13 protein-coding genes are annotated in these 16,464 nt (G+C 48.7%); 7 read left to right on the forward strand and 6 right to left on the reverse strand.

Annotated features, from left to right (window positions below; translation table 11 throughout):
• The 3 genes from L2744_RS14690 to L2744_RS14700 all read left to right on the forward strand — a co-directional run bounded on the left by L2744_RS14690 (position 1) and on the right by L2744_RS14700 (position 3,518).
• Positions 1–1,371 (forward strand): ATP-binding cassette domain-containing protein, encoded by a 1,371-nt coding sequence (locus L2744_RS14690; protein ID WP_248992619.1) that lies wholly within the window; start codon positions 1–3, stop codon positions 1,369–1,371.
• Between the two features lie 228 nt (positions 1,372–1,599).
• On the forward strand, positions 1,600–2,790 hold the full coding sequence (locus L2744_RS14695) for an HD-GYP domain-containing protein (RefSeq protein WP_248992620.1): 1,191 nt from the start codon (positions 1,600–1,602) through the stop codon (positions 2,788–2,790).
• A 104-nt stretch (positions 2,791–2,894) separates the two neighbouring features.
• Positions 2,895–3,518: a paraquat-inducible protein A gene (locus L2744_RS14700; protein ID WP_248992621.1), complete on the forward strand. Its 624-nt coding sequence runs from the start codon at positions 2,895–2,897 to the stop codon at positions 3,516–3,518.
• Positions 3,519–3,591: 73 nt separating this feature from the next.
• Here L2744_RS14700 and L2744_RS14705 read toward each other — a convergent pair whose 3' ends face one another.
• Genes L2744_RS14705 through L2744_RS14720 form a run of 4 tightly spaced genes read right to left on the reverse strand, consistent with a single transcriptional unit; the run spans position 3,592 to position 9,197 of the window.
• Positions 3,592–3,897 carry a DUF3240 family protein gene (locus tag L2744_RS14705; RefSeq protein ID WP_248992622.1) on the reverse strand — a complete coding sequence of 102 codons (306 nt, stop codon included), beginning with the start codon at positions 3,895–3,897 and terminating at the stop codon, positions 3,592–3,594.
• A complete protein-coding gene (locus tag L2744_RS14710) occupies positions 3,894–6,947 on the reverse strand; it encodes an efflux RND transporter permease subunit (RefSeq protein WP_248992623.1) in 3,054 nt (1,017 codons plus the stop codon). The genes L2744_RS14705 and L2744_RS14710 overlap by 4 nt, the downstream gene beginning before the upstream one ends.
• A gap of 1 nt (position 6,948) precedes the next feature.
• Positions 6,949–7,977, reverse strand: coding sequence for an efflux RND transporter periplasmic adaptor subunit (locus tag L2744_RS14715; protein WP_248992624.1), 1,029 nt, complete (start codon positions 7,975–7,977; stop codon positions 6,949–6,951).
• Complete coding sequence (locus tag L2744_RS14720; protein ID WP_248992625.1) at positions 7,974–9,197, reverse strand: TolC family protein; 1,224 nt, start codon at positions 9,195–9,197, stop codon at positions 7,974–7,976. The genes L2744_RS14715 and L2744_RS14720 overlap by 4 nt, the downstream gene beginning before the upstream one ends.
• Before the next feature lie 144 nt (positions 9,198–9,341).
• Between L2744_RS14720 and L2744_RS14725 the strand changes: the two genes are divergently transcribed.
• A complete protein-coding gene (locus L2744_RS14725; protein ID WP_248992626.1) occupies positions 9,342–9,887 on the forward strand; it encodes a helix-turn-helix transcriptional regulator in 546 nt (181 codons plus the stop codon).
• Between the two features lie 283 nt (positions 9,888–10,170).
• On the opposite strand, the gene L2744_RS14730 is transcribed toward L2744_RS14725, so the two are convergent.
• The gene (locus L2744_RS14730) at positions 10,171–11,121 is read right to left on the reverse strand and encodes a YeiH family protein (protein ID WP_248992627.1); all 951 of its coding nucleotides are present in this window, start codon (positions 11,119–11,121) and stop codon (positions 10,171–10,173) included.
• A gap of 300 nt (positions 11,122–11,421) precedes the next feature.
• Positions 11,422–11,973, reverse strand: coding sequence for an aldolase/citrate lyase/malate synthase family protein (locus L2744_RS14735; RefSeq protein WP_248992628.1), 552 nt, complete (start codon positions 11,971–11,973; stop codon positions 11,422–11,424).
• A 237-nt stretch (positions 11,974–12,210) separates the two neighbouring features.
• On the opposite strand from L2744_RS14735, the gene L2744_RS14740 reads away from it, so the two are divergent.
• The 3 genes from L2744_RS14740 to L2744_RS14750 all read left to right on the forward strand — a co-directional run bounded on the left by L2744_RS14740 (position 12,211) and on the right by L2744_RS14750 (position 16,418).
• Positions 12,211–13,740 (forward strand): DUF3612 domain-containing protein, encoded by a 1,530-nt coding sequence (locus tag L2744_RS14740; RefSeq protein WP_248992629.1) that lies wholly within the window; start codon positions 12,211–12,213, stop codon positions 13,738–13,740.
• 368 nt (positions 13,741–14,108) lie between these two features.
• Positions 14,109–15,011 (forward strand): homocysteine S-methyltransferase family protein, encoded by a 903-nt coding sequence (locus L2744_RS14745; protein WP_248992630.1) that lies wholly within the window; start codon positions 14,109–14,111, stop codon positions 15,009–15,011.
• Between the two features lie 9 nt (positions 15,012–15,020).
• Positions 15,021–16,418, forward strand: coding sequence for a basic amino acid/polyamine antiporter (locus L2744_RS14750; protein WP_248992631.1), 1,398 nt, complete (start codon positions 15,021–15,023; stop codon positions 16,416–16,418).
• The last annotated feature ends 46 nt before the right edge of the window (positions 16,419–16,464 follow it).

Genomic DNA, 16,464 nt, shown 5'->3' on the forward strand with positions numbered 1-16,464 from the left:
ATGAAACTCCTAGAGCTACAAGGTGTTAGCTTTAACTATGACTGCCAGTTACCCTCCATATTACAGGAGGTTAACCTAAGAATTGGCTCGGGCCAATGCCACTGCATAAGCGGTCCAACGGGCTCTGGCAAGTCGAGCTTATTAAACCTGCTCGCGGGTGTGCTTAATCGTCCACATGAAGGTGAGATTTGGCGCACTCATCAACTCGTAACGGGTTTGGTTATGCAGGATCCTCAAACTCAATTACTGCGCCAAACTGTGGGAGCTGAGGTTGCCTTTGCGTTAGAAAATCTAGGCATACCCGTTGAAAAAATGCTGCCAAAAGTGCAGCTAGCATTACGACGAGTCGGATTATTTCTACGCCTTGACACTCAAGTGAGTACGCTTTCCCTCGGTCAAAAATACCGGCTGATGATGGCCGCCCAACTGGTATGTGAGCCGCATTTACTGTTACTCGATGAGCCTTGGGCGCAGCTTGATGATCATGGTGTGAGTGAGCTATTGGGGGTGATGGGAAATTTACTCCAAGAGGGTATGGCGCTGGTGCTGGTTGAACATAACTCCCCTGCCTTTGCCGATATTATTCAGTATTACTGGCAGCTAGAGCGAGGCAAGCTCTCCGAAGGGATTTATACCGTCAATGACTCACCTCAAATAGAGGTATTTAAATGCAAAAACCACAGTAAACGAGAGCACTTAGGTAAAGTGCTTGTGAAGGCTGATGCGTTTGATTTTGGTTTCGATAGTAACCCTGTTTTATTTAGGTGTCCGCAGGGATTCCAATTACAGGCAGGGGAAATCGTGACGTTAGTTGGAGATAACGGTTCTGGCAAAACGAGTCTACTGAAAATCCTTGCAGGGGTACTTAATATAAGACAAAGACTGCCTATCAAAGTCTTAGGAAGAAGGCCGAAACTCGGCGTTTATGGGGCAGAGCTTGGGTTATTAATGCAAAGGCCGAGCCGACAGTTATTTGAAACCAGTGTACTAGCCGAGATGCAATTTAGCTTAAAGCGATTTAAGCTTCCGAAGGAGCGCGCCGTCCAAATATTAGATGAGCTAGCCTTATCCTCTTTAGCCGAATTATCCCCCCATAGACTGTCCTACGGCCAACAACATTTGATCGCCTTAGCATCCCTCGCTTGTTTGCGTCCTCGGGTTTTGTTATTGGATAATCCCTTAGCGGGTATGGATAAAGATTACTGCGGTAAAGTCTGGCATTTGCTTACAGGTTTAAGCTCTCAAGGTTGCACCGTTTTACTTAGTAGCCATAGAAATATTGAACATGGCGCAGTTTCACGGCAATTGAGTTTGCGTAATGGACAATTGGTCGCAGAATACATGGCGTTGGATGAGCGATATGTGGGGTAGTTGCAGATGCTTACGCCCGCGGATATTTAATACTGCAGCACTAAGCGGCTAATATTGTAGCCGAACAGCTCAACAGTCTACTCCTATAAGAGTGCATGGTGATTTTCTAATGCACAGCTTAGAATGAATTCTAGGCTTGCTCTATACTACCAAAGGAAGTGAGCCAAGCCTGTCCGAATCGAATGGACATTACAGTACTTTTATTAACTTATCCCTGGGGTTGCAGATATGAGTGAGTCGGTAGAATCAGTTGACCTAATCAAGTTGCCAGTATCACAACTGACATTAGGTATGTTTGTTAGTGCAATAGACAAACATGACCAAGGTCAACTTGCTATCGCCAACGCAGGACAAATCAAGCACAGGGATGCGATTTCTCGATTAACTCAAAGTGGTATTAAGTATGTTTGGGTCGATACCGAACGCTCGGCCGACCATTGTGGTTTTAAGAAAAAAGCATCTAATAATAGTCAGTTAGAATCCAAAAAGTCGTCACTAACGCGTGAGAAACAACAAGCGCAAGCTAAGGAGATTCTTACCCAAGCCAAAGATTTAATTCGTAAAGTATTGTCAGAAACCTTTGAGGGTAAAGCGATTGAAGTTGCTCCCTTTGGCGCGCTTGCCGACAGCATGATTGAGTCGGCTCTATTGGATGCCGATGCGCTCAAATGTATGTCTGCTCTGCGTTCAAAGGATGCGTATTTACTCGAGCATTCAGTCAATGTTGCTTTTTTACTCGTGACGTTTGGCAAATATTTAAAGCTCGACCGTTCTATGCTGCGAGAAATGGCCATTGGCGGTATTTTGCATGATATCGGCAAAATTAAGGTCGATAATAAAGTGTTGCATAAACCGGGCAAGCTGACGCCAGAAGAGTTCGAGCATATGAAGCTGCATCAAGTGTTTGCAATCGATATTCTGAACGAAGCTAAAGGATTATCGCAAATGAGCAAAGACATCGGTTTAATGCATCACGAAAAGTTAGATGGTCGGGGTTATCCACTAGGCTTAAAAGAGGATCAAATTCCACTGCATGGCCGCATGAGTTGTATCGTCGATATTTTTGATGCTTTAACGGCAACACGTTGCTACAAAGAAGCCATGAGCCCAGCCGCCGCCTTTAAGATTTTGCTCAGTCTCACGCCATTTCACTTAGATCAAGAATTGGTTTATGAGTTTATCCGTTGTATTGGCGTATACCCTGTGGGTTCCTTGGTTGAGTTGTCGGACGGTCGCGTTGGTATTGTTTGGACGTCCAAAGATAGAGATGCGTTACATCCGATAGTTAAATGTTTTTATTCTTTAAAAGCAAAGCGCTATACCGATATCATTATGGTGGATTTGCTAAAATCTGAGCTTAATATTGAGCGTGGAATTTCCCCTAGCTCCTTGGATATCGATCCGACTCCTTTCTATTAAATCACCCAAGCTAATCATGTCTTGCCAATCATACCTATGATTGGCGTTGTGGTTATCGAGTTAAAAACCGTAAACTGAACCCATCTCTCTTGTTGGGCAGTATTATGAAACCGTTATTCTCTATTTTCATTATTCTCTTATCCTTGGCATTGCTCGTTCCTGGGGTGACTCAACCTATTTTGAGCATCAGCGGCAGTATCGATAAAGCTAAACTTGCCGAGCAAGGCATAGAGCAAGTTGCCCAAAGGTTTGATGAAGACTCGGGGCGTGGCCATGCCCGCGGCATGCTAAGCATGGTCAGTAGTTTACTTGGGCTCAACAGCCTTAAGGGTGAAGTCGAAGTGCTGCAGAAAACCCGCAGTATATGGGGGACAGTGACCGAGCTTTACACCACTGGCAATGGATTGGTCGCAGCATTAGTCATGTTGTTTAGCGTGGTCATTCCTGCGTTGAAGTTGAGTTTAATGTTAGCACAGCAATGTGTTAGCTCGATTGGGCTGAAACTTAGGATTAATGCCCTCGTTAATGCGCTCGCCAAGTGGTCGATGGCCGATGTGTTTGTGGTGGCGCTGATCATTACGTTTATGGCGGGAAATGCTTCTGGCGGCATGGGGGAAATGTTAAAAACTCAGGCGCAATTTGAAAACGGTTTTTACTTCTTTACCGCTTACTGCATTTTATCTATTCTGAGTGGGTTTCTAGTGCGTCGCCCAACGCCAATTTTGTAGCTATTTTAAAGGCATACTGACTTTAGTAACAAAGTGAGTATGCCTTGCTCAGTGAGATCAACATCAATCTAGATCAAGACAGAGTACCATTCTGATAGATGGGCATAATCCAATAGCGGCAGGGATTATGTTTACAGACCAACGCCAGCGCATCGAGCAGCGCCGCTTGTTGTGCAGCGGGGTGCATGATCTCGAATTTACAAAACTCCCGATAACCTTCCACTTGTTCCTTGATATTAAAATGGCTGTGTTCACGGCTAAAACCACAAATATTGCCTAGGCTAAAACCGGAGAGAAACTCCAGTTCTATCAGGGTATCGACTATGTCGTCCTTAATATCATTTTGGGCGATCAGTACTAACAGTTGTTCCGTGCTCATTTACGTTTCTCCAGCCAAAAATACAGAATTGGCAGTAAATACAGTGTGGTGATGGTTGAAGTGAGCAGTCCGCCAATCACCACAATCGCTAAGGGTTTTTGAATTTCAGCCCCAGGACCTGAGGCAAATACCAGCGGGATCAGACCAAACATGGCCGTTGTCGCCGTCATTAAAATGGGGCGTAAACGCCTCGCCGCACCTTGTTCTACCCGTTCGCGCAGATTACTGAACATGTGCTTGGTTTGTTCGTAATAACTGACCATCACCACGCCATTGAGCACAGCGACACCGAGCAGGGCGATAAAGCCAACTGAGGCGGGTACAGACAAATATTCCCCCGACAGATACAAACTAACTATGCCGCCCATCATAGCGAAGGGAACGTTGGCGAGGATCAAGCCAGCTTTGGCCAGTGAGCCAAATGTGGTGAATAAAATCAGTGTGATCAGCGCGATAGCAATGGGGATCACTAATAGTAGATTGCTGGTGGCCCGTTGTTGGTTTTCAAACTCACCACCAAAACTGACGCTATAACCGCTAGGGAGTTTGATTTCCTGTGCGATTTTAGCGTTAATCTCTTCTACAAAACTCACGATATCGCGGCCTTGTACGTTAGTGGTGATCACTGAAAAACGATTGCCTTGCTCACGTTCGATAAGGATTGGGCCTTGCTTATAGCTTAAGGTAGCGACATCACTTAGGCGTTTTAATGAGTTATCTGGCATCACCAGTAACTGATTTTTCAGCTCATTGATACTGCTTAAGTGGCTCTGATTGTTAGCAATCAGCACGGGCGTGCGCTTCTTACCCTGCAGCACTTCGGTCACGATCACGCCTTCGAGCTGGCTTTTCAGGTAGCGGGCAAACTCCATGGTGCTCATGCCAAAGCCACGGGCGAGCTCGTTATCTAAGGTGAGGTTGATAAAAGGACTGCCTTCGATCATTGCCATTTTCACATCGACGCTGCCGCTGGTGGCATTAACTAGCTGCTGGATCTGGCTAGTGAGCTGACCTAAGGTGTCGATATCGTTACCAAAGACTTTAATCGCCACGTCGCCAATGCTGCCGGTGAGCATTTCGGACACGCGCATTTGTATCGGTTGAGTGAAGTTAAAATTAACACCGGGATAGTCCAATAACACAGTGCGGATCGCGTCGATAAGTGCTTCTTTATTCTCGAAGCGCCATTCATTGCGGGGAAAAAGCTCTAAGAACACATCGGTTTCATTGAGTCCCATGGGATCTAAGCCAATTTCATCCGCGCCAGTGCGCGCTACCATCTGTTTAATTTCAGGCACTTTAGCCAACAAGGTTTGCTGAATCTGCTTGTCGATGGCAATCGAAGCTTCGAGTGAAATCGACGGGGATTTCTCAAGCTGTAGGATAATGTCGCCTTCATCTAAGGTCGGCATAAAGGTTTTGCCCACTAATCCGAACAGCCCTAGGCTGACGATAAGCAAGCTAAAGGCGATCACTATAAAACGTTTTTGATGGCTAAAAGTGCCCTTAAGGCTACCCAGATAAAGGTGCTTAAGCTTTTCAATCGCCTTAGGTTCCTTGGCGGCTTTTTCGTTGACGAGATAAGAAGCAATAACCGGAATAACAGTTAACGACAACACCAACGCCGACAGCATGGCAAATACGATAGTGACCGCAACCGGAGTGAAGAGTTTGCCTTCGAGCCCGCTCAAGGTCAGCAGAGGCGAGAACACTATCATGACGATCACTGTGCCCGACACAACGGGAATGGCAACGTCCTTAGTTGCGCGAAAAATTAAATGCAGCCGCGGTAATCTCTGCTTAGTGGCGATAAGATTCACCATGTTTTCGACCACGACCACGGATGAATCCACTAACATGCCGATGGCGATAACCAGACCGCCTAGACTCATTAAGTTCGCAGAAAGATTAAAGTAATCCATCATCAAAAACGTCATCAGTGCGGCGAGTGGCAGCGAGAGTGATACTACTAATGCGGCGCGCACATTACCTAAAAATAGCGCCAGCAAGATGATCACTAGCACTACGGCTTCGAACAAGGCATTGGAGATGGTATCAATCGCGGTATTGATCAGATTAGCGCGGTCGTAAAAGGTATTGATCTGGCTACCTTCTGGCAAGGTTAGGCTGATTTGCTCGAGCTTTTCCTTAATATTTTTGACCACTTGTGCAGTATTGGCGTCTTTGAGGGCGATGATTAAGGCTTCGGCGGTTTCGTTGCCGTCTTTAGTGACTGCGCCATAACGGGCTAAGTGACCAATTTGAATATCGGCCAAATCCTGTAGGCGATACACTCTGGCATCATCGGCCTTGAGCACTAATTGTTTGAGTTCGTCGATATCATCGATGCGACCTTCGGCGCGCACTATGATGGTATCTGTACCAATAGTGAGCTTACCCGCACCTTCGTTGTGATTATTCTCAACTATCGCCTGTTGCAGCGCCGCAAAGCTGACGCCCGCAGCTGCCATCGCCGCAGGTTTTGGCGTCACGCTAAAGCTTTTGGCGTAGCCACCGAGAATATTGACATCGGCGACACCTGCGACCGTACGCAGCAGCGGACGGATTTCCCATTCGAGTAATTGGCGCCTTTCCATCAGGGAAAGATTGGGGTTTTCGAGTGAAAACATAAAGATTTCACTGAGTGGCGTACTCATAGGTGCCACGCCGCCCGTTACACCTTCAGGGAAACTGTCCCACACGGCGGCGATGCGCTCGCTGACCTGTTGGCGAGCCCAATAAATATCCGTGCCTTCGTCGAAATCGAGGGTGATATCGCTGATGGCATATTTAGTGGTCGAGCGCAGAATCGATTGATGGGGAATACCTAACAGTTCGGTTTCAATCGGCACGGTGATTTGCGCTTCAATTTCCTCCGGCGTCATGCCGGGTGCCTTGAGGATGATCTTCACTTGGGTGGGCGAAATATCGGGAAAGGCATCCAAGGGAATGGAAAACCAGGCTCGCGCTCCCGCTAACATGATAATCAGCGCCACGATCAGCACAAATAAGCGCTGCGTAAGCGAAAAGCGGATGACTGAGGTCAACATCTTATTCGCCTCCTAGGCCAAGCATTATGCCTTTGACTGCGGCAACCGACTGGGATAACACTTGAATTTGGCTGAGATCTTGATCGCTTTCAACAATATATTGCTCAGGTGTTGAGCCCAGGATCTCGATATTGATCGAGGTGAGCGTGTCGGCATTTTTAGTGAAGACTTGGCTGCCTTGCTCCCAGCTAAAGACGCTATTTTTAGGTAGCAGATACACGGCTTTTTGGTACTCGGGGATCACAGTGATCTGTTGTCCTAGCAGTAAGTTACAGTCCTGCGGTACAGGTAATGACCAAGCAGTCACAAAGGCACCTTCGGCGATAGCCGACATGGACTCAATGGCGATATGGCACTGATTGATATTTACCGCCGAGAGCGAGTGCGACTGGCTCATAGGCACGCTGACTTTGACGCGAATGCTGTCGCTGGGCACCAGCGAAAATAGCTGTGAACCCGCCATATAAGGCCCATTCACTTGGTTTAGTTTGACGATTCCATCTACCGGCGTGCCTACAACTAAGGAGCCGGTGGCGGCATCAGTGCTTTTGACTATCTCCATAAAATGCTGCATATGCTCGTATTCGAGATGAGTGCTGAAGTAGTCTTGGCTGATCTCACGCCATTTTTCAGAGCTGATACTGCCATTGTTTAATAAGGGTTTATTGCGCTCATAACGGCTTTTTGCCAGTTTATACAAACTGCCAGCAGCTTCGACTTGGGCGAGATAGTGGAATACTTCTGGCCCTGTCAGTTTTACTATCGCTTGACCCTTAGTGACGCGCTGTCCTTGACCGACGAGGAAGCTAATCTGTTGGATATTCTCAGGCGTACTAATCCAGTAATCGTTACCGGGGAGGATCTCAACCTGTGCGGGCAAATGGCTGCCCTCGTAGCTGGCGACTTTTTGCGGCTGCACATAACTCAGGTCTAAATTACCGAGGGAGCTAATCGTTAAGGATTCAGCCTGCACTGAAGTGGCAACACTGGCGGATAAACATAAAAGGCATGCGCCGTACTTGGCCATCATAATAAAATTCCTAAGGCTTGCAGTTGTTGGGAATGTAGTTTTTGCTGTGCGACTTGGTTCAGTGCCAAGCGGGATTCGGTATCGAGGGCATCCACATAACGGCGCAGCCAGACTTCGTAACTGACTTGATTTTGGTCTTTGACCTTGGCCAGCTCTTCTGTGATCGTGCGGCTAAGCTGTAAGGCTTCGGTCAGTAATATCTGTTGGTCGAGCAGGTTTTGTTGCTGTTGCTCTAGCTTTTTGAGCTGGGTTTTTAGCTCGATATAGGTGCGGTCGAGATTGAGCGTTTGCTCGGTATTCGCCTGTTGCCATTGGGATAACTCAGTTTGTGATAGTGCTGAACCAAAGGTCAGTGGCACAGAGACTGCGATGCCAAGCTGTTGGTCATCGACTTGGTTATTGGCGGTATTTTTGGCCGTGAGTGAGACAGTCCAGGGATCTTTATCTCCAGCTTGCTGACTCTGGATTATTAGCATTTGTTGTTGCTTCTGCAGGCTCAATAGTTGCCATAATGGATGCTGCACTAGGGCATCGCTACCATGGGTACTAGTAGTGATTGGCCGTGCGGTTTCGGCGATTTCCTGCGGTATTTGCTCTTGTCCGGTCAGTTGTTGGTAGAGGGCAAGCGCTTCAGCCTGTTGCTGATTAAGGTCAACCCGCTCCAGTCCAATATCTACCAATTCGCGTTCTAACAACAGTATGTTGGCAATTGGCAGCTCGCCCGCATCTGTGAGTTGCTTCTGCTGGCTATGGAGTTTTTCGAGTAATTGGCTCTTGCGAGTTAATTGAGTCAGCTTGACTGCGGCAAGACGATGCTCCCACAGGCTTTGCCGCAATAATCCCGATAAATACAGGCCTTGCAGTGCGACTTGTTGTGACTGAATGCCTTGGGTGAGTTGTTTAATTTGCTTATCGCTGCTGTGCAAAGCAGGGGATTTTATTGGCAAATTGAGTGAGAGTTCCTGCTCGTAGCTGTTACCATTATCAAGGCTACCTAAGTGGCTGAGGCTAATGCTCGGCAGGCCATTGAGCCAAGATGAGCTGCTTAAGCTTATTTGTGATTGCGGTAACTGGCCGCCCGATTGAGATAGAGAATGTAATCTTGCTTGGCTGGTGGTGAGTGCTTGAGATAGCTCGGAATGCGCGGCGTGGCACAGGAAACTGCTGCTGACGAAGGTGCTCAACAGACATAACTTGATACAAGACGTACTGACAGACATAGGACGATTCTGTGGTATTAAAGTGTGCTATCAGTGTAGGGATTGGTGGGCGAAAGTCGTGGGGGACATGTATCATAAAACCGCCTATGGTACATATGTCCCATAAATTAATTGGTTGATTTTGCTTTTCTTTAGGAGTTTTTGATGAAGGAACTTGTCATTATTGGTCTACTAGCCGTGATCATGTGCTTTAAGCTTTTTGACATCTCATCCGACATTCAATTGGGTATTCCCCAATGGCACATAGCACAGGAAGGCATACTTTTAGTGCTAACGGCCGTTGGTGCTATTTACTTAAGTTATGACCTTATTCGTCGCTCCCGCGAGGTGAAAGCGTTGGCCAAACGTCTCGAGCATGCGGATAAGAAAATTGACAATATGTCGACTCAAATGCGTTCAGCCAGACAGGAATACAGTCAAGCCGTGTCGCATCAATTCGAGACGTGGGGTTTTACTAAGAGTGAGCAGCAGGTCGCATTTCTATTGCTTAAGGGCTTAAGTTTTAAAGAAATTGCCGAAGTTCGCCAAACTAAAGAGAAAACCGTCAGACAACAGGCATCGACCATTTATAGCAAAGCGGCAGTGGATGGACGGCATACCTTTTGTGCTTGGTTTATGGAAGACTTTATTCAAGAACATAATCAAGATCTTGCTGCGAATGAGACGGCATCAAGCCATAAGGCAGCTTAATAGGTGCTGGTTTGCCTTAGTTGTTATAGCTATTTGTTATTGAAAATCGATATTGGCTGAGTTTTTAGTTCTAAACAATAATGAGTATCCCCTAAGTTTGCAGGAAGATGCAATTGAAAAACTGGCTGATTATCGTGTTTTGCCTAATTGCTTTGGTCGTTTCGACGCAAACCACTGGACTCGTGCGCTCACTTATCGAATTTTCCGCCTTTGTAGGTGTCCTCTGCTGGGCTTGGCGAATGAAACCGACGGCAGAGTAGACTGGCTTTAGACTGAATCTTAATTATTGAAAATACAGAATATACACTAAAGATGTTATGCCAATTGCTGTCCACAGCATCAGCCCAAGCAACAGAGGTTTAGGACCACTCGCCCGCATTTTCTGCACGGTAATTCCTGCGCCAATCAAAAACAAACACAGCACTAATGCCCGTTTCGACACCACAAACAAGGTGTCATAAATGGCATGGAATTGTGGCAACCAATGCGCCACACCAATGGCTAAGCAATAAAAACCGATAAAATACGGCAGGTTAAGTTTGCGACTATCGCCACCAAACAGCATAGCGCTGACAAGGGCGATTGGGATAATCCACAGGGCGCGGGCGAGTTTTATGGTCGTTGCGGTTTTTAAAGCTTCGTCGCCGTAGGCCGAAGCCGCGCCGACAACCGATGAAGTATCGTGGATGGCGATGGCGCTCCACACGCCAAAATCGTATTGGCTCATATTGAGCAAATGGCCCAGTGCGGGGAATAAAAACAGCGCGACTGAATTGAGCACAAACACGCAGGCTAACGCAGTGGCGGTTTGATCGTTACGCGCATTGATGGCCGGCGCCACTGCGGCAATAGCGCTGCCACCGCAAATAGCGGTACCAGAGGCAATTAAGTGGCCAGTGACATGATCAAATTTCAGCGCACGGGTGAGCAAAAAACCAAGGCTGAGGGTAAAAAAGATTGAGCCTACAATCAGGCCAAAGTTGTGGGTGCTCGCCTCTATCGCCGCGTTTAAGTTAATCCCAAACCCTAAGCCAATGATCGAATAAGACAGGAGTTTTTTGGTGAGTGCGGCAATATTCCATTGCACTGGCACCCAGCCTAGGCTGGCTAAGGTAAAGCCTAACACTAGCGCCATCGGGGATGAGATAAAAGGCGCGAGGCATAACAGACCAGTACAGATGAAAATAATGTTATGGCGCTTATTAAGCCGCTGTAATGTCGAGAATGAATTCATAACGCCTTAGGCTCGAGCGATTCGGTTTTATCGTTCCCACCACAGATCGTCACATTAAGCGACGCATACAAAATGGCTATCAATTTGGATTGATCATGGAGACAGATGCGAGAGGGCATTATAGCTACGAGTACTATCTTCAATAAAATCAATTAAACTTATCTTGTTAGTCAGTTTTATTGACTCTAGGAGGATATTGCGGGACTTAAGAGATAAATCAAGAGGTAAATCAGCGGAGATGAACTGTGCTCAGTTCATCTCCTTCAGTAGATAATAAATGGCTAGATTATGAATAGTAGATTATAAATTCACGATACTTTTCAAATTGTAATCACTGCCATCCTTCCCAGTAAACAGCTTATCTTGGGTATCATTTGCACTGGGCATACCCGCATGTAACAGGCTTAGCCAATGGCGCGATGCTGCTGAACGTGACTCTGGTATTCCTACCATGTTTAATGGCGTTTCTATTTGGATATCTTCCAAATTGGCAACGTCTCTCGCACCTATCATGCCGTTGCGATCGAAGTTTAACTCTACATGGCAACCTTGATCCTGTAACACTATGGCGCTGGGCGAGTCTTTAGTACCGCCAAAAGCGACAAATTGCTTTGGCTGGCGCAGACCACTGTGACTACCATCGGCAAAAAATGCTAATAAATGTTGGTAGTAAACTACATAGCTGCTGACATCTTGATGTGAGCCAGAGTTGAGTGGAAAGACTCGGTCAAGAAATTGTTTTGCGTTGGCGATCTTCTCGTGCTCTGTAACATTCACTTGGGCCACGGCAAATACTTCTTCTGCGATGAGACTGTTTAGGATCTGGTTGCTCTTGATAATTGACATATTCATCGCTCGTTCCTCTCACTCTTTCAGTTTAAAAATTCAGGGTTTTGATTTAACTTTTGATTTATCAAAGTTTATCTTCAACTTGGTTTGTCCGGTTAACGTTTGCATTACTAAATGGTTTTCACAGTTAGGATGACTAAGGTGACTTACTTGAGCCTTTCCTTGATTGCTTAATTTGTAGTCTAGTCCTTTTTTGACTACAATTTCACAATAAAAATTTTACACTGTGAATTTTACAAAATGCGCAATGACCAGAGCTTAATAAGAAAGTCACACTTCCTCGGGACCAAAATACGTAACCTACGGAAACGTAATAACTTAACGATGGAAGATTTATCGGCACGTTGTATTCGTGTCGATGCGGGTAGTGCACCTTCTGTGTCATATTTGTCGATGATCGAACGTGGCAAGCGTGTGCCGAGTGCAGGCATGTTGGCTGTGATTGCCGCGGTTTTCCAAAAAGAGGTCGATTGGTTTCTTGACGATGCGCCTGAAGAAAGCGCCATCACGCCAGACAAAGGCCGACGAGGTGGTATTAGCGGTATTGCGCTAGAACCCAGCTTTTTGTTTTCCAATGATATTTTACAAATTGCGATTCCTGAGATGTTGTCACAAACGGGGATATCAGGTCGGCAGTTTGCCCATTTACTGATCCGTGCCCATCAGGAACATCATCAAAACCATTTTCCCGATCTTGAGCGGGCCGCCGAAGAGATTGGTCTTAAGCGTATGCCATTATCCCTTGAGGATATGTTGGATATCGCTAAAGGAATGGGGCTAAAAATCAAATGGATAGATAGCGCTCCACAGGAGGTGATTGATGAAGTGGGCGGAAGTTCACGCCAATTAGTGACTTCCTATATCGAGCCGCCCAGTACAATTTACGTCAATAAAGTGCTTAAAAATCGCCCCAGTCGGCTCAAGTATGATCTCGCCGCCCATATAGGCCATTGTGTGTTGCACAATAAGGACGGCTTAAAGAGTGTGATGATTTCCGGTCGCAAACTGGAGGTCGATGAAGAGGTCGGAATGCAGTCCAATACCCTCAATGCGCAGGATATTTTGCATGCGTGGCGCGATTTTGAATCGAGCTTTTTCGCGGGTGCACTATTGTGCCCTAAAGTACCTTATCGCCAATTGCTCGACCGCCACGGTTATGAGATTGAAGTACATAAGCAACTACAAGTGTCTGCTTCGGTTGCCATGCGGCGCATGACAGTCGTTTCTCCTTATCCCCATTGGCATTATTTCGACGCTTATGCACCAGGAAAACTAAAGGCGGTTTACCGTGGCAATGGTATTCCATTGCCTTGGGGCAATATGCGTTTAGTGGAAGACCCCTGCCAGCATTGGGCAGTATTTAGGATGATCAGCGAGCCGACGGTGGGCACTTCGGCACAGATTTCAATTTTGAATGTCGGCAATGAGCCGCGAATTTACTGCTGTGAGTCGATTAAGGTCGAAGATTCGGCGGGTAATCCCCATGTGCTCTGCGCCGGCATTGATTTAAATCCTGCAATTGAAGCCCAAGGTAAGGATGCCTTGTCTATTGCCCACGATTTAAAGGATGCCTGCGTTGCCAGCGGTGGTTCAGTTAAGATCCCCAAACACATTAAAAGTGATTTAGTCAGCGTAGCTAAGATCTTAAATATCAATTGGATTGAGCGCGGGATTATAAATGATGCCCGCTTAATTTGCTCTCGCGGCGCAGTGTGTCCTCGCCAACCCAGTTGCTATCAAACTGGCAAGTCCCAGTGTGGTGAGGATTAATTTAAGCTCGTTTTTGCTAAGCCCAATCATATCGCAATACACGCCTTTCAGTGTGGCCTTGAAATTATGCTTTCTCCTATTGCTTAAATTTATAGGGAGCTAAGGCTTACTATTTCCATCATTAATCAGATTAAAACCTTTCACGATAAATATACTAAATAGTGTATTTCATTTAATAACAATGTCTTACGAATTTGTCTGTTTTGTTTAGATCCATTTATAGCAATACCAATTGCACTAGCATCCGCATTCCTTTAACTTATATAGCCATCTAAACATCTAGATGTTTTTGTGGCTATTAAGGTTTTTATTGTAATAATCAGTACCTTGATAGATGACGTTGTACAAAAAAGGTAGAGATTACGCTGATGAAGAAGCAGGCATTGTGGGTACTGGATGGTGGCATGGGACGCGAGCTGGCACGGCGAGGGGCGCCATTTCGCCAACCTGAATGGTCGGCGCTCGCGCTGATGGAGGCGCCACAGACGGTGCGCGAAGTGCATCAGGCCTATGTGGCGAGCGGTGCCCGTGTCATCACCACCAACAGTTATGCCCTGGTGCCGTTTCATATCGGTGCCGAGCGATTTGCCGCCGAAGGGGAAGCGCTGGCCGCGCTGGCTGGCCAGCTGGCGCGTGAGGTTGCCAATGAGCAACCGGGCTCGGTGCAGGTCGCAGGATCCCTGCCGCCACTGTTTGGCTCCTACCGCGCCGACCTGTTCGAGGCGGACAGAGTGGGCGAGCTGGCCACACCGCTCATTCGGGCGCTGACGCCCCATGTGGACATTTGGCTGGCCGAAACCATGAGCCTGATTGCCGAGCCGCTGGCCCTCAAGGCGCTGTTGCCACAGGATGGCAAGCCGTTCTGGGTCTCCTTCACCCTGGAAGATGAGGCACCGGGCAGCGAGCCTGCGCTTCGTTCCGGTGAGCGGGTGGCGGATGCCGTCACCGCACTGGCCGCGGTCGGGGTGGATGCCATCCTGTTCAACTGCTGTCAGCCCGAGGTGATCGAGGCCGCGCTGACGGTGGCCGGTGACAGCTTGCAGGCGCTGGGTCGAGGGGATATTCGCCTCGGCGCCTATGCCAATGCGTTTCCGCCCCAGCCCAAGGAGGCGACCGCCAACGACGGGTTGGACGAGATCCGCGCCGATCTGGGGCCGCTGGATTATCTCGGCTGGGCCGAGCGCTGGCGCGCCGTGGGGGCCTCTCTCATCGGCGGCTGCTGCGGCATAGGCCCCGAGCATATTCAGGCACTGGCCAGCCGGCTGCGCTAAGGAAAGCACATGAAAGAGAGCAAAATAGGCCTCTGGTCCCTCACTGCGCTGGTGTTCAGCTCCATGGTGGGGGCGGGCATCTTCAGCTTGCCCCAGAACATGGCCGAGGTGGCCGGTGCTCGCGCCGTGCTGATTGGCTGGGGTGTGACCGGGGTGGGCATACTGGCGCTCGCCGCGAGTTTTCTCTACCTGTCGCGGCTAAGACCGGATCTCGATGGCGGCATCTACAGCTATGCCCGCGCAGGCTTTGGGGAGCTGGTGGGCTTTTTCTCCGCCTGGGGCTACTGGCTGTGCGCCACCATAGGTGTGGTGGGTTACCTGGTGATCGCGTTCGCCGCCCTTGGCAGCTTCGTCGATACCCCTGAACAGATTTGGTTTGGCGATGGCAATACCCTGGCGGCCTTTATCGGCGAGTCCTGCATCCTCTGGGCCGTGCATCTGCTGGTGGCCCGTGGCGTGCAGCAGGCGGCCCTGTTCAATCTGGTGGCAACCCTGGCCAAGAGCCTGCCGCTGCTGCTGTTCATCCTGTTCGCCTGCTACTGGTTCGACCCTGTGACCTTCGCGACGGATCAGGGGGGCAGCACGCTTGCTGTGCCGGTCTCCGAACAGGTGCGCAACACCATGCTGATCACCCTCTGGGTCTTTACCGGCATCGAAGGGGCCGCCGTTTTGTCGGCCCGCGCCAGGAACAAGCGGGACGTGGGCACGGCCACAGTGCTGGGGGTGGTGCTGGCGCTGCTGCTCTATGTGCTCATCTCGGTACTGGCGCTGGGGATATTGAGTCGCCCTGAGCTGTCAGCCCTGCCCAATCCCTCCATGGCGGGGCTGATGGCCCAGATGACGGGATCCTGGGGCAAGGTGCTGATCAGTGTCGGCCTCGTTGTCTCTGTGCTCGCTTCTTACGTAAGTTGGACCCTGTTCTCGGCCGAGGTGCCCTTCAGCGCGGCGCGCCACGGCGCCTTCCCGGCCATCTTCCGGCGCCAGAATCGCAACGGCACCCCTATAGCGTCGCTGTGGCTCACCAGCCTAACGGTGCAGGGCTGCCTGCTGCTGGTATGGCTGCTCGGCAAGGGGTATACCAACCTGCTGCTCATCTCCACCTCCATGATACTGGTGCCCTATCTGCTGATCGGCCTGTTCCTGCTCAAACTTTCCTTGAGTGGCGAGGGCAATGGCCTGATGCGGACAGTGGCACTGGTGTCGAGCGGTTATGGCCTCTGGCTGCTCTATGCCGCCGGTGTGGAATACCTGCTGCTCTCCTTGCTGCTGTACGGGCCGGGCCTGCTGCTGTTTCTCTACAGCCGCCGACAGCTTGGTGACCATCAGCGGCTCAGTGGTCGCGAACGACTGCTGGCCGGGGTCACTCTGGTGAGCCTCATTCCCGCACTCTGGTCATTTGGTTTTTGAATGACAACTGATGGCGATGAAAGCTAATTCGTTTATTAACGAGGAA

It is taken from the genome of Shewanella profunda (assembly GCF_023283765.1).
GTDB classification, from domain to species: domain Bacteria; phylum Pseudomonadota; class Gammaproteobacteria; order Enterobacterales; family Shewanellaceae; genus Shewanella; species Shewanella profunda.